This is a genomic window from Bifidobacterium apicola (genome assembly GCF_042846865.1).
GTDB classification, from domain to species: domain Bacteria; phylum Actinomycetota; class Actinomycetes; order Actinomycetales; family Bifidobacteriaceae; genus Bombiscardovia; species Bombiscardovia apicola.
The window spans coordinates 261,741-283,713 of the sequence record NZ_BAAFQQ010000001.1 but is presented as its reverse complement, the minus strand read 5'-3'; the positions used below and the strand labels follow the sequence as shown (position 1 = coordinate 283,713).

The window sequence follows — 21,973 nt, the reverse complement described above, 5'->3', positions numbered from 1 at the left end:
GGGCAGGAGCGCATGAAGCGTTGATGCTTTTGCGTACAAGGTCCTCGCCGAGGAGGAGATGGGCGGGGCTATCGAAGAGCGGGACAGGTTAGCCGCCTGGGAGGAAAAGAGATGGATGGCGCTTATGTCTGATCCGTTATTGTGCCATGGACGCCTTGGGTTCAGTAGTCTCTGCCGCAGCTGAAGCCATACGCTCCGCAAGAGCGTGGTCCAGTGCATCCATAAACCCTTCAGTGTCCAGCCAGGGTTGATCAGGGCCGACCAGGCTGGCCAAATCCTTGGTCATGCGGCCGGAGCGCACAGTCTCGATGACCACGGACTCCAGGGACTGCGCGAACCAGGCCACTTTGGGCGTGTCGTCCAGCCGCGCCCGCTGTTTGAGTCCGCCGGTCCAGGCGAAAATGGAGGCGATCGGGTTGGTGGACGTGGTTTCCCCCTTGAGCCAGCGCCGGTAATGCCTGGTTACGGTCCCATGGGCGGCCTCGGCCTCTACCGTCTGACCGTCGGCCGTCATCAGCATGGAGGTCATAAGGCCAAGGGAACCAAACCCTTGGGCTATTGCATCGGACTGGACATCACCGTCGTAATTCTTGCAGGCCCAAACATAGCCGCCCTCCCACTTGAGCGAAGAGGCCACCATATCGTCAATCAGCCGATGCTGGTAGGTCAGTCCCTCCTTCTCGAACCGGCTCTGGTACTCCTGCTCGTAGACTTGGGCGAAAATATCCTTGAACCGACCGTCGTAGGCCTTGAGGATGGTGTTCTTGGTGCTCAGGTAGACCGGATAGTGCCTCTGCAGGGCATAGTTGAAGCAGGAGCGGGCGAAGTCGCGGATGGAGTCGTCCAGGTTGAACTGCACCTGGGCTACGCCTGGACCTGGGTAGACGGTCACCTCCCGTGTCACCGGGTCGCTCCCGTCTTCAGGAGTGAAGACGACGCTCAGCTTTCCCGGCCCCAGAACGGTGAAATCAGTGGCCTGGTATTGGTCGCCGAAGGCATGTCGGGCCACTACGATGGGCTTGGACCACCCGGGAACCAGCCGGGGGATGTTATCGATGACGATGGGCTCGCGGAAGATGGTTCCGCCAAGAATGTTGCGGATGGTGCCGTTGGGCGACTTCCACATGCGCTTGAGGCCGAATTCCTTCACCCTGGCCTCGTCAGGGGTGATAGTTGCGCACTTGACGCCCACATGCTCGCGCTCAATAGCCTGGGCCGCCTGCACGGTGACCTTGTCGTCGGTGGCGTCCCTGTTGCGGATGCCCAGGTCGTAATAGTCCAGGTCCACGTCCAGATAGGGCAGAATCAGCCGTTCCTTGATCATTTTCCAGATGACCCTGGTCATCTCGTCACCGTCGAGCTCGACGATGCGTCCTTTCACGGCGATCTTGTCCATGGCGGCCTCCTATCGGTCGGCGGGTCGGGGGCCGGATCCTGCTCCCGGTGCCGCAGTTGCGCTTGCGAACTGTTCTATCCCAAGTTTGTTACTCTCTGTTCCCAGGCTCGTAACTCGTTCGTAGCACGCCGGAGCGTCATCATGAGGCGCTAGGCTGGCAGACATGACACAGGATATCGAAATCGGTCTCGGCAAGAAGGCCACGGTGGCCTACACGCTCGATGATGTCTCCATACTCCCCTCCAGAAGGACCCGGGATCCCCAGGATGTCTCTACAGCCTGGCAGGTGGATGCCTACGAGTTTGACCTGCCCTTGCTGGCGGCGCCCATGGACTCGGTGACCAGCCCTGAGACGGCCATTGCCCTGGGACGGTTGGGTGGACTGGGCGTGCTGGACCTGGAGGGGCTGTGGACCAGATATGAGGATCCGCGCCCCCAGCTGGACCGGATAGCCCATGCCTCGCCGGAGCAGGCGACCGGGGTCATTCAGGAGGCCTACCGGGAACCGGTCAAGGCGGAGCTGATCACCCGCCGTCTGCAGGAGATCCGCAAGGCCGGGGTCACGGTGGCCGGAGCCCTGTCCCCTCAGCGCACCCAGGAGTTCTATACCACGGTGGTCGATGCGGGCGTGGACCTCTTCGTGATCCGCGGAACGGCTGTCTCGGCCGAGCATGTCTCAACCAGCCATGAGCCCTTGGATTTGAAGAAGTTCATCTATGACCTGGACGTTCCGGTCATTGTCGGCGGGGCCGCCACCTACCAAGCCGCCCTGCATCTGATGCGCACGGGTGCCGCTGGAGTCCTGGTCGGGTTCGGCGGGGGAGCTTCCTCGACTGACTCCGCCACCATCGGAATTCAGGCCCCTATGGCAACGGCCATCTCGGATGTGGCTGAGGCGCGTCGCGACTACCTGGATGAGTCCGGCGGACGTTACGTTCAGGTCATCGCCGACGGGGAGACCGGCACCTCGGGGTCCTTTGTCAAGGCTTTGGCCATGGGGGCCGACGCGGTCATGCTGGGCACACCCTTGGCCAAGGCTACGGAGGCTCCTGGCCAAGGCATGCACTGGGGGGCCGAGGCGCATCACCCTGAGTTGCCACGGGGTCGCAGAGTCCAGGTCGGCCAGGTGGGGAGCCTGGAACGCATACTTTTCGGACCCAGCGATCGCACCGATGGCAGTCTGAATCTGATTGGAGCCCTGCGGCGGGCCATGGCCTCTACCGGTTATGTGGATGTCAAGAACTTCCAGAAGTGCCGTGTTGCAGTGACACCTGCCATCCGTTGCTGAGCAGAAAACAGGACATTTACCTATCATTTATCCACAATCCGTACAGAGGCCGGTTCAGTTGACCACATTTTTGAACCGGCCTTTACAATCCTTCTGCCCATCCCTACTCTGGACGTAATCGCTGTCGTTGCGTCGGTTGCCCTGTGCGCCGCGTCGGCATGGGGTGGGGGGAATAAGCACATCGAAGTGCGAGGGAGAAGCATGACGGAGTACATGGATCTGGCGCCGGCCTGGGATCGTGATCAAGCGATCGAAGATTCGACAGGACAGGAGTTTGGCGGCTGGTGGCCGTCCACCTGCACACAGGTGCCGCTGGGACTTGGCGACATCAAACTGACAGTGCGAACCGTCAACTTCGTCCGGCCGGGAGATGCTGCCGGGAATGAGGGTCTGTCAAAGGACCTGAAGCGTATTCTCGTAAACCTGTGTGCACTGGCATCCAGGGTTTTCGATGTGCTGCGGGGACGCTTGCCTATGAAGTGCCTGGACCGTGTTCTCAACCGCGTCTGCATGGAGCGATTGTCCCTGCTGGCCCGACTGCTGCAAGATCGGCATCTGGGCATGGTCCGTACTGCGGATCACATCGGCATGACCTACCTGCCGCTGATTCCTACACTGGTCGAGATCTATCGCGTAGACCCTGACCGGTACGAAACCACCATCGGATTCCTAGTCGGCGAGCGTACGGTGCTGGCCAACCTGATCGTAGCCAGAAGCGGTTCGCGCTGGGTCTGTGTGCGATTCGACATGGGCTAGGCGGCGGCTTTGGCGGGGTGACCCATATGATGGTGGGTATGTTGCGTGAATATACCGTCGAGCTTCAACACCCGACGACGGACAAGGACACCATCTATTCGCTCCTGGAAAAGCGCACCGCCCGCGATCCTGAGGAGCTGGTTGCCCAGTGGCAGGATCCCATGACCAGGAACTGGCACGATGTCAAGGCCGGGCAGATGTCCGCACGGGTCCGCGCTGTGGCTAAGGGCATGATGGCCCTGGGCGTGGAAAAGGGCAGCACCGTGGTCATCTATGCTTCCACCAGTTACGACTGGGGGGTCACGGACTTCGCATGCGCTGCCATCGGTGCGATCTCGGTGCCCATCTACGAGACCGATTCTCCCAGTCAGGCCCAGAAGATTGTTCAGGACGTGGACTGTGTTCTGGCCTTTGCAGGTGATTCGGAGCATGCGCAGATTCTGGAGCAGGTTCGCGGGTCCTCGCCCAAACTCAAGTACGTCTTCAACTTCGAGGCCGGAGGACTGAACGCAGTCAGTGAATTCGGCCAGGGAATCGACGACGAACGCCTGGATGAAGCCATTGCCCAGGTCAAGGCCGACGATCTGGCTACCATCGTCTATACTTCGGGCTCAACAGGCGAGCCCAAGGGCGCCATGCTCTCCAACCGGAACTTTGTCCATATTGTCTTCGTGGGCTGGGATGTGCTTTACCACATGCTGGCAGCGCCCTCCCGACTGATGCTTTTCTTGCCCCTGGCGCATTGTTTCGCCCGCTACATCCAGTATGTGGCCATTGGTGCTCAGGGCGTGGTGGGATACGTCTCCAACGCCAAGCACCTGCTGACTGACTTGCGCACCTTCCGGCCCACCTATCTGCTGGGCGTGCCCCGAGTCTTCGAAAAGGTCTACAACGCCGCCTCGCAAAAGGCTGGCACAGGCTTTGCCGGCAAGGTCTTCGCGAAAGCGACCAGACACTTCATCAAATGGTCCAAGGATGAGCAGGAAGGGCGCGGCCATTCGCCTCTGACGCGCCTTGCCCACGCCTTCTACACCAAGACCGTCGGCAATACGATCGAGTCTGCCCTTGGCTCCAACCTGAGTTACCTGGCCTGCGGCGGTGCACCCATGAATGCCGATCTGGCTCACTTCTTCAATGGAATCGATGGGATCACTTTCATTCAGGGATACGGGATGACCGAGACGGCAGCCCCCTGTATCGTCAACTTTGAAGACGCAAACGAGGTGGGGTCTGTCGGCCGCCCAGGCTCAGGCATTACGGTCAGGCTGAGCGACGATGACGAGCTCCTGGTCAAGGGTCCCAGCGTTTTCATGGGCTATTACCATCAGCCCGAGCTGGATTCCACTGTTCTCGATGAGGATGGCTGGCTGCACACAGGCGATCTGGCCCAAATCGACGATCAGGGCTTCGTTTTCATCACCGGCCGCAAGAAGGACGTCATCATCACCGCCGGCGGCAAGAACGTGAGCCCGGCGCCTCTGGAGGATGTCATCAGCACCTGTCCGATAGTTTCCCAGGCCGTGGTCGTGGGCGACGGCAGGCCCTTTGTAGGTGCCCTGGTCACCCTGGATGCAGGCATGCTGAAGTCCTGGCTGACCTCCCAGGGTCTGGACGCTGACATGAGCATGGAGCAGGCCAGCCACAACGAGGCCATCCACGCCTTTATTCAGCAGTATGTGGACAAGGCCAACTGCAACGTTTCGCGGGCCGAGTCGGTGCGCAAGTTCCTGGTGCTGGACAAGGACTTCAGCCAGGAGGACGGTACCCTGACCCCCAGCCTGAAGGTAGTGCGCCCCGAGGTGCTCCGCCAGTATGCAGAACTTGTGGACAAGGTCCTCTATGCGCCCAGGACGCCAGCCAAGCCAGCTGCCAAGGAGAGCGACCTTGTGAGCAGGGCGCGGACCACTATGAGCGATTCCTTGGCCAGCATGACCGGGCGCAAACGTGATGGCCGCCAGGAGGAAGTGGCATCAGAGGACGAGAAGGACGGCCGCGACGGCCGGAATGACGAGGAGTAAGCAGTGGCGATTCGTACGATCAGAGTGGTTCCCGATCCGGTTCTGCGCACCCCCTGCGATTCAGTGACCAGCATCACCCCGGCTGTGCGCAGATTGGTGCGTGACCTGGTGGACACTGTTGACGACCCGGGCCGGGCCGGATTGTCGGCCAATCAAATTGGCGTAGGCCTGCGTGTCTTTTCATACAACATCGGCGGCAAGGTGGGCTACATCATCAATCCAGTCATCGACAAGACCTCCGGCGAGCAGTATGGCGAGGAGGGATGTCTGTCCCTGCCCAACCTTTGGTATCCGACCAGAAGAGCCGACTACGCCCGAGCCCATGGCATCGATCTGGACGGGAAAACGGTGACTCTTGAAGGTCACGGCATCATGGGGCGGATGATCCAGCACGAGTGCGATCACCTGGACGGCCATGTCTATGTGGATCGGCTGGAGAGCGATGTCCGCCGCAGGGCCATGCAGCAACTGAGATCAGCCAGGTAGGCAGAGGGCGAACGTGATACCCGAGGTCATCGGCCTCGGGTATCATAATATTTCGGCGTGTCATTGCGCAGGTCCGCTGTCACGGGTGGGCAGGCGCGCCAAGAGTGTTCCCGAACGCACGCCGAAAATTCGCGCCATGTCCGCGACGTCCTGTGTCGGTCGGCTCCTCGGAGTTGCACGCAGGTGCACATGGCCAGGCAATAACCGACAATGAAAGGTACGGACATGGCACAGATCACCATGAGCGAAATGCTGAAGGCCGGCGTTCACTTCGGACACCAGACCCGTCGTTGGAACCCCAAGATGAAGCAGTACATCCTGATGGAGCGCAACGGCATCCACATCATCAACCTCTTCAAGTCGCTCGGTCTGATAGACCAGGCCTATGACTTCATCAAGCAGACCGTGGCCCACAACGGCACTGTGCTCTTCGTGGGGACCAAGAAGCAGGCCCAGGAGGCCATCAAGGGCCAGGCCACTCGCGTGAACATGCCCTACGTCTCCGAGCGCTGGCTGGGCGGCATGCTGACCAACTTCCAGACCGTGACCAAGCGGGTCGGCCGCTTGAAGGAGCTGGAGGAGATGGACTTCGACGACGTGCACGGCTCGGGGCTGACCAAGAAGGAGCTTCTGCTTCTGCGTCGCGAGAAGGACAAGCTGGAGCGTCAGCTGGGCGGCATCCGGAACATGAACCGCACCCCTTCGGCGCTGTTCGTGGTCGACATCAACAAGGAGGCCTTAGCGGTCTCCGAGGCCAACAAGCTGGGCATTCCGGTCGTGGCCCTGGTGGACACCAACACGGATCCTGAGCTTGTCACCTACCCCATTCCCGCCAACGACGATGCCATTCGCGGCGTCGAGCTGCTGACCCGGCTGATGGCTGATGCCGTGGCCGACGGTCTGCTGGAGCGCTCCGGCAAGGCCGCCAAGACCGAGGAGGCCTCCGACCAGCCCATGGCCGAGTGGGAGAAGAACCTGCTGGAGAATAAGGACGGACAGCCGCAGGAGCAGGCCCAGGAGACTGCAGAACAGCAGCAGGAGACCCCCGCTGCGGATCAGGCCGCCTGAAACCTGGCGCCTAGATAGATGCATCCAGGAATCTTTTCGGGCCAACAGTCCGGGAAGACCAGATAGGAGAGTTTCATGGCAAAAATCACCGCTGCACTGATCAAGGAGCTGCGTGACCAGACCGGCGCCGGCATGATGGACGTCAAGAAGGCCCTGACTGAGGCCGAGGGCGACATGGCCCGCGCCAAGGAGATCATCCGCGCCACCGGCATCCAGGCCGCAGGCGCCCGTGAGGGCCGCAAGGCCCAGGAGGGTCTGATCGCCTCCACCGTCGTTGAGGGCGGACAGGGTCAGATCGGCTACGCCGTCGAGCTCAACTCCGAGACCGACTTCGTGGCCAAGACCCCTCAGTTCGTCGAGTTTGGCCAGGAGGTCATCGACGACGTGGCCAAGGCTGATGCCTCCAACGCCGAGCAGGTCGATGCCGCTCCATCCAAGTCCGGCACCGTCAAGGAGACCGTGGAGGAAGCCGGCGCGCTCTTCCATGAGCACGTCAAGGTCGGCCAGGTGGCCCGGGTCGAAGGTCCCCGTGTGGAGATTTACGCCCACCGCAAGTCCGTGGAAATGCCCCCCTCCATTGTGGCCATGATCGCCACTGATGAGGCCGGCGCCCAAGTGGCCCATGAGGTGGCCCTGCAGATCTCCGCCATGAGCCCCAAGTGGCTCAGCCGCGAGGATGTGCCCGCCGACGTGGTGGAGTCCGAGCGTCGCGTAGCCACCGAGAAGTCCCAGGCCGAAGGCAAGCCCGAGAAGATCATTCCCAAGATCGTCGAGGGGCGCCTGAACGCCTTCTTCAAGGAGACCGTCCTGCTGGAGCAGCAGTATGTCAAGGACACCTCCAAGACCATCGGAGACCTCTTCAAGCAGGTAGACGGCAAGGCTCTGGCCTTTGCTCGTCTCGAGGTCGGCAAGGGCGACGAGGAGTAGTATCAGCCCAACAATGTCCTGGGTTGCCTGGCCTGATCCTGTTTGAGGGATAGGCAGACGAAGGCATTCATATTAGGGGAGCGGCTTTCCATGGTCGCTCCCCTTTTTTAATCCTGAGCCTATTTTTTGCGGCTACTCAAGGTGGGGTTGTCGTCTAGCCTGGATACCCTGTTATGGGTGTGTTACGCCTGTCATTGTCTGGAGAAAGGGCTTTTATGACCGGATCCGATTCAGCGCAAAACCCAGCATCGCCTCGTCGTGTGCTGCTCAAGCTTTCCGGAGAGGCCTTCGGCGGAGGCGAGGTCGGCATCGACGTGCAGGTGGTCAAACGGGTGGCCAGGGAGATCGTCCAGGCGGTGCACACTGGTGTTCAGGTGGCCATCGTCGTAGGAGGAGGTAACTTCTTCCGTGGAGCTGAGCTCAGCCAGGCTGGCATTGAACGCTCGCGCGGCGACTACATGGGCATGCTGGGCACAGTCATGAACTGCCTGGCGCTACAGGACTTCCTGGAGCAGGCTGGACAGGCCACCAGAGTGCAGACTGCCATCACCATGGGCCAGGTAGCCGAGCCCTATATCCCTCTTAAAGCCATCCGTCATCTGGAGAAAGGGCGCGTGGTCATTTTCGGCGCTGGATCCGGCATGCCTTACTTCTCCACAGACACAGTATCCATCCAGCGGGCCCTGGAGATCCACTGCGTTGAGGTTGTCATGGGCAAGAACGGAGTGGATGGCGTATACACAGCTGATCCGCACAAGCAGTCTTCTGCGCGCATGTTCACCAATCTGAGCTACCAGCGGGCCCTGGTGGACAATTTGGCCGTTATGGACGCGGCAGCTCTGTCCATGGCCCGGGACAATGACATGCCCATCCGAGTCTTCGGGCTGGAGGGCGAAGGCAACGTGACTGGAGCTCTCGAGGGACAGCGTCTTGGCACATTGGTCCACGACGGTCCTGACCGTACCCTGTGACCGGCTGCGGGAACGCCCCGCGCCGCTTGGCCCCCGTGGCCCGATGGCCGTAGAGTATAAGAATGACGGACCTCGCGCACACAGGCGGATGGTCCTTACAGCAAGGAGCAGATCATGACCACAGTGGTGGACCAGGCCGGAAGGCAGATGGACAAGAGCATCGAGGCGACCAAGGAGAACTTCTCTGGAATCAGGACCGGGCGTGCCAACCCATCCTTCCTCAACGACATCATGGTGGAGTATTACGGCACTCCTACGCCTATCAAGTCGCTGGCCTCCATTGGCGTCCCGGAGCCTCGTACCCTGGCTGTCACCCCCTTCGATCCATCCCAGGCAGGCGCAGTCGAGAAGGCCATCCGGGATTCCGACCTGGGCGTCAACCCCAGCCGTGACGGCAATGTCATTAGGGTCACTATGCCCGAGCTGACTGAAGAGCGCCGCCGGGACTACGTCAAGCTGGCCAAGAACAAGGCCGAGGAGGGCAAGGTGGCTGTCCGCAATATCCGGCGCAAGGTCAAGGAGGAGCTGGAAGCCAAGGTCAAGGACGGCGACCTGGGCGAGGATGAGGGCAACCGGCTGCAGAAGGAGCTGGAGGCCGTCACTAAGCAGAAGAACGACATGATCGACCAGCTTCTGGATGCCAAGGAGAAGGAGATCCTCGAGGTCTGATCCGCATGGGGAGGATCCACTGTTCATGAGTACTAAGGAAAACTCCGCCGAAAAGGCAGGCCAGGATGCCGTCGCAACCCTGAACAAGCGAACCGGGCGCAATATGCCGCAGGCAGTGGCCACTGGCGCGCTTCTGGTAGTTATCATCCTGGCCTGCATACTGGTGCGCATAGACGCATTTGTCTATCTGATTGTGATTTTCATGACCCTGGGGCTTTGGGAGCTCAGGGTGGATTTCGCCACTGCGGGCCTGCATATACCGGTGGTCGAACTGTGGATCTGCTCAGCCGCCACTATGCTGGCCTCTTTCTACGCGCCGAACCATGTGGCGGTCATGACTGCCGGTGTTCTGGCCACTGCCTTGGTCGGGGCCCTTGCGGCCACTCGCAACCACCGCCTGCGTAGTCGTCTGGTCAAGGCGGTGAATGCCAAGCTGTCGGGCAAGGATCCGCAGACCATGGCCGATGCATCCTATGGTGCCGCTGTGGGGGTAAGCCGATCAAGCAGTCTGGCCAATGTGGGCGTCACCCTCCTGACCGTTGTCTACATCACCCTTCTTGCCTGTCTGATAACCCTGCCCACCACCTTTGGCGGGCATCCTGCCGCACATGCCTTCATGGTGATTTTCCTGCCCGCCTTAAGCGATATCGGCGGTCTTCTCTTCGGCTCGCTCTTAGGCAAGCACAAGATCTCGCCCCGCATCTCGCCCGGCAAGTCCCTGGAAGGGCTGGCAGGCTCCATGCTCTGCTGCCTGGTTGGCGCCCTGGTCATTTTTGCAGCCACCTATCCCATGGCGGATTGGGGACGAATCTGGTGGGTCGCCCTGCTCATGGGCATCATGGTCGGAGCCACAGGCACTCTGGGGGATCTGAGCGCCTCCTTGATCAAGCGCGACCTTGGGATCAAGGACATGGGCCACCTGCTCAGGGGCCATGGCGGAGTGCTGGACAGGGTGGATTCCATCCTCATGTCTGCACCCTTCATAACACTGGTTCTTTTGGTCACTGGTCTGTGACCGGAATTGATGGTCCGATGCTCAGAGGGGCCGTCGGATGACTGATACAGGATGAGGTAAAGGTATGACAGATGTCGACATGGCCGATGCCGAGCCTGAGACCGGCATCACTCCCGGAGGCAAGGATGGCGCCTTCAGGGACGTGCTTGCGGCCGACCATGCGCGTCGAGGCAAGCCACCGCGTCACTTTACCGATATGGACCAGCAGGAGCGTCAGGAGGTCTGCGCTCAACTGAACCTGCCGAAATTCCGGGTCTCGCAGCTGGCCAACCACTATTTCAACCATCTGTCCACCAATCCGGACGACTTCACGGATCTTCCCGCGTCCAGCCGTCAAGAGGCCGCACACCGCTTCTTTCCTGAACTGATCACTCCGGTCACCGTTCAGAAAGCGGATCAAGGCACGACCATCAAAACCCTCTGGAAGCTCTTCGACGGGTCCAGGATCGAGTCCGTGCTCATGCGTTATCCCTCCAGGGCCACCCTCTGCATCTCCAGCCAGGTCGGCTGCGGCATGGGCTGCCCCTTCTGCGCCACAGGTCAGCTTGGATTGACCCGGAACATGTCGACCGGCGAAATTCTGGAACAGGTCAGGGCCGCATCCTACATGATGAGATCTGGGCAGGTCGCCGGAGGCCCGGGACGTCTGAGCAACATCGTCTTTATGGGGATGGGCGAGCCCATGGGCAACTACCGGGCGGTGCTTTCCGCAGTCAGGCAGATCAGCGCACTGCCGCCCAAGGGATTCGGAATCTCGGCCAGGAACATCACCGTATCCACGGTCGGCGTGGTTCCCGGCATCCGCAAGCTGACCCGAGAGGGGATACCGGTCCGTCTGGCCGTCTCCCTTCATGCCCCCAGTGACAGGCTGCGCGACGAATTGGTCCCCATGAACCGCCGCTTCAATACCACGCAGGTCCTGGACGCGGCCCATGACTACTACCTTGCCAGCGGCAGACGGGTCAGCATCGAGTATGCCCTGATGCGCGGCATCAACGACCAGACCGAACATGCCCGCCTTCTGGCCAAGCGCCTCAACCACTACGGGGACGACTGGGCGCACGTCAACCCCATACCTCTGAATCCGATTGAAGGTTCACGCTGGACGGCCTCCAAGCCCGAGGATGAGCAGCGCTTCCTGGACATCCTGCACAAGGCAGGCATTGCTGCAACCATGAGGGACACCCGCGGATCCGACATCGACGGCGCCTGCGGACAGCTTGCAGCCAAGGCCGTCAAGCTTCAGGCCTGATCCAGTGTTCTGCAATGTGGACATGCCTTAGCCTTGGGGCCATAGAGAAGCTAAGGTCTTGACTCAAACAAATTGGTCCAGGCAGAAAGGCAGGTCGCATGACGGTAGCGGTTCGTGTCATTCCTTGCCTTGATGTCGACCAGGGCCGTGTGGTCAAAGGCGTCCACTTCAAGAATCTGCGCGATGCTGGTGACCCTGTTGAGCTGGCTTCCGCTTACTACCAACAGGGCGCTGACGAGCTGACCTTTTTGGATGTGACCGCTTCGGGTAGCGGTCGGGCCACCATGGTTGACCTGGTCAAGAGCACTGCAGACCAGATCTTCATCCCGCTGACCGTCGGCGGTGGCGTACGCACCCCACAGGATGTGGACACCCTCCTGAGGTCCGGGGCCGACAAGGTTGGCATCAACACAGCTGCCATCGCCAACCCGAAAGTCATCGGCGACATTGCCCAGCGCTTCGGTCGTCAGGTCCTGGTGCTTTCGGTCGACGCTCGCCGATCCGATGCACAGGGAATTATCTCCGGATATGAAGTGACCACCATGGGTGGCCACCAGTCCACCGGCATTGACGCCATCGATTGGGTCAGGCAGGCCCAGGAGCTCGGTGCCGGTGAGATCCTTCTAAATTCCATGGATGCAGACGGCACACGCCAGGGTTTCGACCTGGAGATGATCGCTGACGTGCGCAAGGCTGTATCCCTTCCCCTCATCGCCAGCGGTGGAGCAGGCAAGGCTGCCGATTTTCCTCCCGCCATCAAGGCCGGAGCCGATGCGGTTCTGGCTGCTTCCGTCTTCCACTTTGGCAAGGTGTCCATCAGTGATGTCAAGCAGGCGCTCCATAGGGCCGGATATCCGGTTCGATGGCAGGCCTGAACTTATCTGGCAAATAATTTCGGCACCACATGGTGCATGGCATCTGCAGGCTATGCGAATAGTCTTCTGGGAACCATATCCATACCATAAAAGTTCAACCGACTAGGACATGTCGGACACATCAGCTGAAACGAGGAGGACGGGGATCAATGTCACAGTCTTCGAACAATCAGGAAGAACGTCTGGATCCAAGCATAGCGGCCAGGCTCAAGAAGAATGGCCAGGGGCTCGTGGCCGCCGTAGTCCAGCAGTATGACAGCGGCCAAGTGCTCATGGTCGGGTATATGGATGAGGAGGCCCTCAGACGTACCTTGACCACTGGAAGGGTCACTTTCTGGTCCCGTTCCAGACGGGAATATTGGCGCAAGGGCGACACCTCCGGGCATGTCCAATACGTCAAGGGAGTCAGCATTGACTGCGATGGGGATGCGCTTCTTGTCGAAGTTGACCAGGTGGGAGCGGCCTGTCACACAGGGCACCGGTCGTGTTTTGAAGCCGGAGGACCACTGCCTGCGGTGCAGGGCAATCGTACACAGACGCAAATGCAGAACAAGGAAAGGCAGTCCAGTGCAGAAAGACGCTAAGGCTAAGGCAGTGAACACACAGGAAGCAGAAAAGACGGGCTCTATGACCGTCCTGGATGAACTCGTGGCGGGCGCTGTAGAGGATGCCAGGAGCCGGGAGCAGGAGATTTCCCTGGAAGAGCTCAAGAAACAGGTCAGGAGCATGAGGCGAAAGCCTCTGGATGCTGCCCGGCTGCTCAGGGAGAGCGCCGGCGTTCCGGTCATTGCAGAGATCAAGCGCGCTTCGCCTTCCAAGGGGCATCTTGCCGATATTAAAAATCCTGCCGCCTTGGCTAGGCAGTATGCCAATGGAGGTGCTTCGGCCATATCGGTTCTGACCGAGGGCAGGCGTTTCCTGGGATCTTTGGATGACCTGCGGCAGGTCAGACAAGCCGTGGGCATTCCTGTGCTTAACAAGAACTTCATCGTTTCCGACTACCAGGTCTGGGAATCCAGGGCCAAGGGTGCCGATATGATCCTGCTGATTGTGGCAGCTCTGGATGACACCAGACTCAAACACCTGCTCAAGCTTGCCGGAAGCCTGGGTATGACTGCCCTGGTTGAGACGCATGATCAACAGGAGATCGAGCGTGCCGTAACGGCAGGGGCCCGGGTTGTCGGCATCAACGCCCGCAATCTGAAAGACTTGAGTGTTGACGTTGGCCAGTATGCCCGACTGGCATCCAAACTGCCCAAGGACGTGGTCAAAGTGGCCGAGTCAGGGGTGTTCGGCACAGTCGAGCTGGAGCAATATGCCCAGGCAGGCGCCGATGCTGTCCTTATAGGAGAGGGCCTGGTCACCTCCCAGGATCAGGAGGGGACAGTCCGCCTGCTGGTTCAGGCTGGTCACCGGTTCAAGGCCGCAGAGGCCATGCCTCTCTCGACCCATGACGGTCCCTATTTCGGCCCATACGGAGGACGATTCATGCCTGAGGCACTGGTCGGCGCCCTTGACGAGCTGGAGCGCGTCTATAAGGATGCCAAGGCTGATTCGGCCTTCCAGGAGGAGCTGAATAGGCTCAACCGCGTGTATGTCGGGCGCCCTTCGGCCTTGACGCCGGCTCCTCGATTCGCCAAACTGATCAGCGATCGGGTCGGTGGTCAGGTCAGGGTCTTCTTGAAGAGGGAGGATCTGAATCATACGGGCGCCCACAAGATCAACAATGCCCTGGGTCAGGGGCTTTTGGTCAAGCGCATGGGCAAGAGCCGCGTCATAGCAGAGACCGGCGCCGGGCAGCATGGCGTGGCTACGGCTACGGTCTGCGCCCTCCTGGGCTTCAAGTGCCGAATCTACATGGGACAGGTCGACGCCCGCAGACAAGCACTAAACGTAGCCAGAATGAAGATGCTGGGAGCGGAAGTCGTCGAGGTAACTACCGGAACGAGGATTCTCAAAGACGCTATTAACGAGGCTTTGCGCGACTGGGTGACCAATGTGGAATCCACCCACTATCTTCTGGGCACGGTTGCCGGCCCTCATCCCTTCCCGACCATCGTCAGGGACTTTCAGAAGATCATCGGAGAAGAGGCCTCCGCTCAGCTTTCCGCATACGGTATCGACCACCCTGACGGGGTTGTGGCCTGCGTCGGCGGAGGCTCCAACGCCATCGGCATCATGAACACTTTCCTGGATGATCCACGGGTGTCCCTTTACGCTTACGAGGCTGGCGGAAACGGGCCCAAGTCGGGCAAGCATGCCATCCGTCTGTCGCCCGGGACAGGCCAAGTCGGCGTCTTCCAGGGAACCAAGTCCTACCTTTTGGAGGACGACCAGGGCCAAACTATGGACACCTATTCAATCTCCGCCGGCCTGGATTACGCTTCGGTGGGTCCAGAGCATGCCTGGCTGCACGACATAGGCAGGGTCAAGTATGACTACGCAACTGATCAGGAGGCCATGCAGGCTTTCAGCGACCTGTGCCAGACCGAAGGCATCATCCCAGCTCTGGAGTCTTCGCACGCCTTAGCCGGTGCCAGCAAGGCATCCGCTGACCTTTTGGCCAAGGGGGTCAACAATCCTGTAATTCTGATCAATATCTCGGGCAGAGGCGACAAGGATGTAGCCACAGCGGGCAGATGGTTCGGCTACCTGTCCGAGCAGGAGGCCAGCGCTCTGGAAGCTCAGGGCGGACACGGCAAGAACGGTCAAGCGGATGAGGAGGCCCGATAATGGTCAGGCAAGTATTTCAACAAGTCCCAACCCAGCCAAGGGGGTTCAGTCGGGCACCTAGCCCGGTGGCGACCACTCTCCAGGCTCTTCGTCGGCAGGGCAGGCCGGCCTTCATCGGGTACTTCCCCTATGGATTCCCCGATGTGCCCACATCCTTGGAAGCTATGCGGGTCATGGTGCACAGCGGTGTCGATATCGTCGAGATAGGGCTGCCCTACAGCGACCCGGTCATGGATGGCCCAGTCATCCAGGCGGCCAGCAAGTGTGCTATCGACAATGGTGTCAAAGTCGAAGGTGTTTTTGACGCGGTCCAGCAGGTTCAGGCGGACGGCGCAAGAGCCCTGGTCATGAGCTACTGGAACCTGATCATGCATCACGGTGTAGCGGATTTTGCCCAGCGCATGGCCCAGGCAGGTGGGTCTGGACTCGTCACACCTGATCTGATAGTCGACGAATCCGGGGAATGGATAGAACAGTCAGACCGGTATGGTCTTGACCGAGTCTATCTGGTCTCGCCCGATTCCTCTGATGCACGTCTGCGTCTTACATCCCAAGCTGCCAGAGGGTTTGTCTACGCGACCTCACGGATGGGCGTGACCGGCGAACGAGCCAGCATGTCCGATTCGGCTAAGGACTTGGTCGCTCGGGTCAGACAGGCCGGCGCTCCTTATGTATGCGTGGGCATCGGAGTTTCGACCGCCCAGCAGGCCTCCCAGGTCGGCGCCTATGCGGACGGGGTAATCGTCGGCTCGGCCTTGGTCCACTGCCTTCTGGACGATCATGGCAGGCCGCGAAAGGACCGCAAGAAGGCACTGGCGGACCTGGCTGAGGTTTGCTCTGATCTGCGTTGGGGCATATCCCATCCTGGGAAGTGAGAGGAGCTGTAAGGTCCAAGGGCTAGACTATAGGCCTTATGACGCTTGCCTACATTCCATCGCCGGGAATATCCAGCTTTCACCTGGGGACGGTCACCGTCAGGTTCTATGCCCTGACCATGCTCCTGGCCATTATCGTGGCCGCCTGGATCACGGCCAGACGCTGGAAGAAGGAGGGCGGCCGGACCGACCAGATTCTGGATATAGCCATCTGCGCGGTGCCGGCTGGCATTATCGGTGCACGGCTCTATCACGTCATCACCACCCCTGAGCGCTACTTTGGGGCTGATGGCAATCCGGCCGACATCCTTCGCATCTGGCGTGGCGGTCTGGGCATCTGGGGTGCGGTCCTCCTGGGAGCCCTGGCGGCCTGGGCCTTGTGCCGGCACAAGAATTATCCGACCGCCCTTCTGGCCGACAGCGTGGCTCCAGCCCTTCTGGTTGCCCAGGCCATCGGGCGGCTGGGCAACTGGTTCAATCAGGAGCTCTACGGTGCTCCCACCACACTGCCCTGGGGACTGAAGATCGATGCAGCCGGTTCCGCCATTGGCAGCAGCGAACAGTGCTATGACGGGGCCACCTGTCCGACGGGAACCCTCTTCCAGCCCACATTTTTGTATGAAATGATTTGGAATCTGATTGGCGCGGCACTTCTGGTCTGGATTGGCCACAAGATGGTGAACGTCCTCAAGGCCGGATCTCTCTTCGCTCTGTATGTGATGTGGTATACGCTGGGGCGCACCTGGATCGAGGCTCTTCGCATCGACTTCGCCCACGAATTCCTAGGGGTCAGGGTTAACGTCTGGGTTTCCATGACCGTCTTCATCCTGGCCGCTGCGGCCTTTGTGCTCATAGCGCGCAAGGGCAAGCCCACTTCTCTGTTGTCCGAAAAGCTGCGGACCATCACCGAGCTCGAGGAGCGCCAGGAGTCCTTGGCCAAGAGCAAGTAGAACAGGGGACGCTATCCAAGAGTCGGGACGTGTGCGAGTGGGCCACAAACTGGTTCCGCCGTCTTCCGTACAACATAGAATAATATCCATGAGCATTCAGATAGCACCCAGCATTCTTTCCGCCGATTTCGCCAACTTGGAACGGGATCTCAAGGCTATTGCCAATGCCGATATGGTCCATGTCGATGTGATGGACCACCACTTCGTTCCCAATCTGACGATTGGTGAGCCCGTAGTGGAGCGCATCTGCCAGGTGACCGACTTGCCGGTGGACGTGCATCTGATGATTGAGGACCCGGACCGCTGGGCCCCTGAGTTCGCCAAGCTGGGTGTTGCATCCGTTACTTTCCATACCGGGGCTGTTCATGCTCCAGTGCGTCTGGCCCGCCAGTTGCACGACATGGGTGTCAAGGCCTGCCTGGCCGTTCGCCCTGCTGAGCCCGTGGAGCCTATCTTCGATATTCTCGATGAGTTTGACATGATTCTGGTCATGACAGTTGAGCCAGGTTTCGGGGGCCAAAAGTTCCTGGACAATCAGATGGCCAAGACCCGTCGCTTGCGTGACCAGATCACCGTTCGCGGCCTTAGGACCCACATCCAGGTGGACGGCGGGGTAAGCCCCACTACTGCTTCCATCGTGGCTGAAGCCGGAGCTGATGTCCTGGTGGCAGGCTCCGCCGTCTACGGCACTGACGACCCGGCCAAGGCCATTGACCAGATCAGGCAGGCTGCCCAAGTAAGCTACAAGGACTGACCGGTTTTAAGGGAAGAATGGAGATAGCCAGATGAAGACCTTCGATGGGTTGTTTGAGGAGCTTACGACCAAGGCCAAGGAGCGTCCGGAAGGTTCCCTGACCGTTGATGAACTGGACAAGGGCACACATTTTATCGGCAAGAAAATCAATGAAGAGGCCGGGGAGACCTGGATTGCCGCTGAGTATGAGGGCAAGGAGCGAACGGCTGAGGAGATGAGCCAGCTCCTTTATCACATCCAGGTCATGATGATCGATCGGGGCATCACCTTGGAGGATGTCTACAGGTATCTGTGATCCCCAACCCTATCCCGCTGTAGATTCGCTTCCGCAATTAGGAGGTTGCCGTGTTGAAGGTCGCGGTGCCCAATAAAGGCATGTTGTCCCAGCCTGCATGGAGGCTGTTGTCAGAGTCTGGCTATCGTCTGCGTTCCAATGATCGACAGCTGGTGGTCGATGACGTCGACAACGATATCCAGCTCTTTTATTTAAGACCCAACGATATAGCGGTCTATGTCGGCCTGGGGACCATTGATCTGGGCATCACAGGGCGTGATCTCTTGCTGAACTCCGGCACCGGGGCTGTCGAGGTCACACAGCTTGGATTCGGTGCATCCACTTTCAGGTTTGCCGCTCCGGAGTCCAGCTCTATCAGGAGTCTGCAGGATGTGGACGGTAAGCGGATCGCCACAACCTTCGACCGTCTTCTTGGCGACTACCTGGTCGACAAGGGCCTTGAGGCCAAACTGATTCACCTGGATGGAGCAGTGGAGTCCTCCGTCCAGCTCGGGGTGGCCGACCTCATCGCCGATGTGGTCTCCACTGGCACCACCTTGCGCAACGCCGGACTTCGCGTCTTCGGCGATTCTATTCTGAGATCGGAGGGGATTCTCATCAGGTCGCCACACCTGGATCCTGATGATGAGCGCTTGGCGGTCATGTCCCGCAGGCTGGAGGGTGTGCTGACAGCCCGTCGTTATGTACTGATGGATTATGACATTCCTGTTGAGCGCGTTGCCATGGCTGTGGGTATCACGCCTGGATATGAGTCTCCGACAGTCTCCTCCCTGCACGACAAGCAGTGGGCGGCCGTCAGGGCCATGGTCCCCAGGGACCAGGTGAACAACCTCATGGACCGCCTCTATGGGATCGGTGCGCGTGCCATCCTTGTAACAGCCCTTCAAGCTTCTAGAATGTAGACGAATGGCACTGATCGATCGAATTTCACGCAGCAGGTATAGTCCTGAGCCGCGGTCGGTAATTCTCACTGTGCCGAATTTCATCAGCCTGCTTCGCATCCTGTCCATACCGCTTATTGCCTATCTGGTCGCTAACCGCCATCTGATCATCTCCCTGGTGGTCATGCTTATTTCGGCTCTGTCAGATGGCGTGGACGGGATCATAGCTCGGAGGTTCAACCAGGTCAGCAAGCTGGGCCAGATCTTGGATCCGGTTGCTGATCGCCTGCTCATCCTCTGCTCCATCCTTGCTCTGAGTATCGCTTCCATACTGCCTTGGTGGCTTCTGGTTCTGGTCGGTGCGCGGGATGTGCTCATGGGTCTGCTGGTTCTGGCGCTGGCCCAGCACGATTACGGCCCTCTGCCGGTGCACTTCGCGGGCAAGACCGGGACGGCCGTGCTCATGCTGGCCATACCTGCCCTGATTTTCGCGGATGTAGGCACTTCCGCTTTCTTCCGTTTCTTCCACCTAGTGGCTCTTGCGGCTGTCATCTGGGGGGTGGGCCTCTACTGGCTGGCAGGGCTGATCTACGCTCGGCAGGGCATCGGGTTGCTTCGTCAGGACCGACATCATGACTGAACCGCAGATGGCTCCTGAATCTTTCCCCGTGCCGCCCGACCGTGCCCTGATTCACCGCCGGGCGGCTTTTTCGCATTCGAGCGCGGGTCTGGAACGACACTATGTGGATCAGGAGAGCTCGGAGCCAGCGCAGGAATCCATTCGTCGGCGCATGGCCGATGAGTCCCTGAGGCTGATTGATGATCTGACCAACCGCCCTATGGACCCCATGTTCGAGGATGCCAGACTGCTGCCCGCTGAACACAGATCGCCGCTGAGCGTCTGGGTCAACCGCATCCTTGTTTTTGTCATATGCGTGCTTGTCGGCTTGGCCGGCACGGGAGTGGTTCAGGTGCTGCACCGGGATCCGCGTCAGAAGGTGCGCGAAAAGCTGATATCCCAGGTAGAGACGGTCAGCAAGCGTGCCGATGACCTCAATGGCCAGATCTCGGACCTCAACGGCAATATCGACACGCTATCGGCCCAGGAGGGCGGTAAAGGGCAGAACAGCGCGCAAACCGCCGATGATCTGACCAACGCTACCAGCAAGGTGCAAGGCCAGGGCATCGTCATCACACTCGCCAACCCTATTGCATCCAAGGATGTCCATGACAACGCTGATCAGATCAAACTGGTAACCGACCAGGATCTGCAATGGTTTTTGACTAAGCTTTGGTCCGCAGGAGCCGAAGCGATCGCAATCAACGGCAATAGAATAGGGACGCAGACATCAGTGCGTACGGCCGGTCAGACCATTTTGGTGGGTACCGCCTCCATCGAGGCCCCCTACAAAATCGAGGCCATAGGCGATCAGGGAGCCTTGGCTGATTTGATGGCTCGCAGCGATCTGCAGGGCCGCCTGCGCGACCTGAAGACGGCGAATATCACTGTCAATGTAGTCAAACAGCGGCGTCTGAACCTGAATGCCGTCAGTCTGCCCAATCTGTCATATGCCGGAAGGAGTCATTGACATGTCGGCAATTCTCGGCCTGATCCTAGGCGTGGTGGCGGGCATTTTCCTCAAGCCCGACATTCCCATCGTCCTTCAGCCCTATCTGCCCATCATGGTGGTGGCGGCCCTGGACGCATTGATGGGCGCAGTCCGTTCTTACTTTGAGCGCAGCTTCTCGGATCGTGTCTTCGTGGTCTCCTTCATCTCCAATGTGATTACGGCTACTCTTCTGGTCTTCCTCGGCAACCAGCTGGGCGTGGGCTCACAGCTTTCCACGGCCGTTATCGTCGTCTTGGGCATACGTATCTTCTCCAACGTCTCCGCTATTCGACGGTTTATCTTCAAGGGGTGAGCATATGAGACACACCCTCAGAAAGAAGCGCAATGAGCGGATGCCCAAGAGCATTCCGCCCAGTAGACCTGGACGGGTCAAGGCGCCATCAGATGATACGCAGACCGGTGCTTTCCCAGTGGTTCGTCGGCGGCCTGCGCGCACGCTCAACGCCAACGCTACCAGGGTCAGGCTTGTCACCAGCATCCTTGTGGCTCTTATGTGCGCTCTGTTGGGTTTTGGGTACGCCGTCCAGGTGCACAACAACCAGTCCTCTTACCAGAGTCTGTCTGAGGAGGAGCTGGTACGCGTATTGGATGAAACCAGTAACCAGGTCGATAAGCTGGAGGAGCGCAAGAGCCAGCTCAATCAGCAGCTGACCTCCATCAAGTCCGCGGCAGACAAGCAGAAGGAGGCCGCACGCATCGCCCAGCAGAACGAACAGAGCAGCGGCATCCTCTCTGGAAGGCTGCCAGCCGAAGGCAGGGGAGTGGTGATAACGGTCACCGAAGATAATGAGCGTGTGGATGCCTCGACTATGTTCAATCTGATTGAAGAGTTGCGCAATGCCGGTGCTGAGGTCATATCCTTCAATGATGTTCGAGTGGTCACCAACACTTATCTGCTGGATACGCGCAAGGGCCTGCAGTGCGACCATGCCAAGTTGCACAGCCCTTATGTCATCAAGGCCATCGGGGATCCGGACAGCCTGCAGAACGCCATTCAGATCGCCGGGGGAGTGGGCTCCCGGATCAAGGTGCAATTCCATGCGGCCGTATCGGTTGAGCAGTCAGATGGTGTCAGAATCGACCAGGTTCGACGCGTACAGGACTATCAGTATGCAAAGCCTGTAGAATAGGCA

General features: G+C 59.6%; 23 protein-coding genes. 22 read left to right on the top strand and 1 reads right to left on the bottom strand.

Annotated features, from left to right (window positions below; genetic code table 11):
- Nucleotides 1-136: 136 nt before the first annotated feature.
- Nucleotides 137-1,396: an NADP-dependent isocitrate dehydrogenase gene (locus tag ACGG9J_RS01215; RefSeq protein WP_390132886.1), complete on the bottom strand. Its 1,260-nt coding sequence runs from the start codon at nucleotides 1,394-1,396 to the stop codon at nucleotides 137-139.
- A gap of 163 nt (nucleotides 1,397-1,559) precedes the next feature.
- Here ACGG9J_RS01215 and ACGG9J_RS01210 point away from each other — a divergent pair, with 163 nt between their 5' ends.
- From ACGG9J_RS01210 to ACGG9J_RS01105, 22 genes are all read left to right on the top strand, one after another.
- Nucleotides 1,560-2,684: a GuaB3 family IMP dehydrogenase-related protein gene (locus ACGG9J_RS01210; RefSeq protein ID WP_390132884.1), complete on the top strand. Its 1,125-nt coding sequence runs from the start codon at nucleotides 1,560-1,562 to the stop codon at nucleotides 2,682-2,684.
- 201 nt (nucleotides 2,685-2,885) lie between these two features.
- Complete coding sequence (locus ACGG9J_RS01205) at nucleotides 2,886-3,440, top strand: hypothetical protein (protein ID WP_390132882.1); 555 nt, start codon at nucleotides 2,886-2,888, stop codon at nucleotides 3,438-3,440.
- 38 nt (nucleotides 3,441-3,478) lie between these two features.
- Nucleotides 3,479-5,458: an AMP-dependent synthetase/ligase gene (locus ACGG9J_RS01200; protein WP_390132880.1), complete on the top strand. Its 1,980-nt coding sequence runs from the start codon at nucleotides 3,479-3,481 to the stop codon at nucleotides 5,456-5,458.
- Between the two features lie 3 nt (nucleotides 5,459-5,461).
- Entirely contained in the window at nucleotides 5,462-5,944 is a 483-nt protein-coding gene (locus tag ACGG9J_RS01195; RefSeq protein WP_390132878.1) for a peptide deformylase, read from the top strand.
- 225 nt (nucleotides 5,945-6,169) lie between these two features.
- Nucleotides 6,170-7,012, top strand: a complete 843-nt coding sequence (gene rpsB / locus ACGG9J_RS01190) for a 30S ribosomal protein S2 (RefSeq protein ID WP_390132876.1) — start codon at nucleotides 6,170-6,172, stop codon at nucleotides 7,010-7,012.
- A gap of 75 nt (nucleotides 7,013-7,087) precedes the next feature.
- Nucleotides 7,088-7,939: a translation elongation factor Ts gene (tsf, locus tag ACGG9J_RS01185; protein ID WP_390132874.1), complete on the top strand. Its 852-nt coding sequence runs from the start codon at nucleotides 7,088-7,090 to the stop codon at nucleotides 7,937-7,939.
- Between the two features lie 215 nt (nucleotides 7,940-8,154).
- On the top strand, nucleotides 8,155-8,910 hold the full coding sequence (gene pyrH, locus ACGG9J_RS01180; protein ID WP_390132872.1) for a UMP kinase: 756 nt from the start codon (nucleotides 8,155-8,157) through the stop codon (nucleotides 8,908-8,910).
- A gap of 114 nt (nucleotides 8,911-9,024) precedes the next feature.
- A complete protein-coding gene (gene frr, locus ACGG9J_RS01175) occupies nucleotides 9,025-9,579 on the top strand; it encodes a ribosome recycling factor (RefSeq protein ID WP_390132870.1) in 555 nt (184 codons plus the stop codon).
- Between the two features lie 25 nt (nucleotides 9,580-9,604).
- Nucleotides 9,605-10,594, top strand: coding sequence for a phosphatidate cytidylyltransferase (locus tag ACGG9J_RS01170; RefSeq protein WP_390132868.1), 990 nt, complete (start codon nucleotides 9,605-9,607; stop codon nucleotides 10,592-10,594).
- 64 nt (nucleotides 10,595-10,658) lie between these two features.
- Nucleotides 10,659-11,846, top strand: a complete 1,188-nt coding sequence (rlmN, locus tag ACGG9J_RS01165) for a dual-specificity RNA methyltransferase RlmN (protein ID WP_390132866.1) — start codon at nucleotides 10,659-10,661, stop codon at nucleotides 11,844-11,846.
- A 98-nt stretch (nucleotides 11,847-11,944) separates the two neighbouring features.
- Nucleotides 11,945-12,721, top strand: coding sequence for an imidazole glycerol phosphate synthase subunit HisF (gene hisF, locus ACGG9J_RS01160; protein ID WP_390132863.1), 777 nt, complete (start codon nucleotides 11,945-11,947; stop codon nucleotides 12,719-12,721).
- 149 nt (nucleotides 12,722-12,870) lie between these two features.
- The gene (gene hisI / locus ACGG9J_RS01155; RefSeq protein ID WP_390132861.1) at nucleotides 12,871-13,305 is read left to right on the top strand and encodes a phosphoribosyl-AMP cyclohydrolase; all 435 of its coding nucleotides are present in this window, start codon (nucleotides 12,871-12,873) and stop codon (nucleotides 13,303-13,305) included.
- Between the two features lie 43 nt (nucleotides 13,306-13,348).
- On the top strand, nucleotides 13,349-15,454 hold the full coding sequence (trpB, locus tag ACGG9J_RS01150) for a tryptophan synthase subunit beta (protein WP_390135272.1): 2,106 nt from the start codon (nucleotides 13,349-13,351) through the stop codon (nucleotides 15,452-15,454).
- Nucleotides 15,454-16,329 (top strand): tryptophan synthase subunit alpha, encoded by an 876-nt coding sequence (gene trpA / locus ACGG9J_RS01145; protein WP_390132859.1) that lies wholly within the window; start codon nucleotides 15,454-15,456, stop codon nucleotides 16,327-16,329. Before trpB ends, trpA begins: the two co-directional genes overlap by 1 nt.
- Before the next feature lie 38 nt (nucleotides 16,330-16,367).
- On the top strand, nucleotides 16,368-17,279 hold the full coding sequence (gene lgt / locus ACGG9J_RS01140; RefSeq protein ID WP_390132857.1) for a prolipoprotein diacylglyceryl transferase: 912 nt from the start codon (nucleotides 16,368-16,370) through the stop codon (nucleotides 17,277-17,279).
- Between the two features lie 88 nt (nucleotides 17,280-17,367).
- Entirely contained in the window at nucleotides 17,368-18,033 is a 666-nt protein-coding gene (gene rpe / locus ACGG9J_RS01135) for a ribulose-phosphate 3-epimerase (RefSeq protein ID WP_390132855.1), read from the top strand.
- A gap of 31 nt (nucleotides 18,034-18,064) precedes the next feature.
- Nucleotides 18,065-18,328 carry a phosphoribosyl-ATP diphosphatase gene (locus ACGG9J_RS01130; protein ID WP_046322855.1) on the top strand — a complete coding sequence of 88 codons (264 nt, stop codon included), beginning with the start codon at nucleotides 18,065-18,067 and terminating at the stop codon, nucleotides 18,326-18,328.
- Nucleotides 18,329-18,378: 50 nt separating this feature from the next.
- Complete coding sequence (hisG, locus tag ACGG9J_RS01125; protein WP_390132853.1) at nucleotides 18,379-19,230, top strand: ATP phosphoribosyltransferase; 852 nt, start codon at nucleotides 18,379-18,381, stop codon at nucleotides 19,228-19,230.
- A gap of 4 nt (nucleotides 19,231-19,234) precedes the next feature.
- Entirely contained in the window at nucleotides 19,235-19,849 is a 615-nt protein-coding gene (locus ACGG9J_RS01120; RefSeq protein WP_390132851.1) for a CDP-alcohol phosphatidyltransferase family protein, read from the top strand.
- Nucleotides 19,842-20,798, top strand: coding sequence for a DUF881 domain-containing protein (locus tag ACGG9J_RS01115; protein ID WP_390132849.1), 957 nt, complete (start codon nucleotides 19,842-19,844; stop codon nucleotides 20,796-20,798). The genes ACGG9J_RS01120 and ACGG9J_RS01115 overlap by 8 nt, the downstream gene beginning before the upstream one ends.
- A 1-nt stretch (nucleotide 20,799) precedes the next feature.
- Entirely contained in the window at nucleotides 20,800-21,132 is a 333-nt protein-coding gene (locus tag ACGG9J_RS01110) for a small basic family protein (protein WP_015021764.1), read from the top strand.
- A gap of 4 nt (nucleotides 21,133-21,136) precedes the next feature.
- Complete coding sequence (locus ACGG9J_RS01105) at nucleotides 21,137-21,970, top strand: DUF881 domain-containing protein (protein ID WP_390132846.1); 834 nt, start codon at nucleotides 21,137-21,139, stop codon at nucleotides 21,968-21,970.
- Nucleotides 21,971-21,973: the final 3 nt, after the last annotated feature.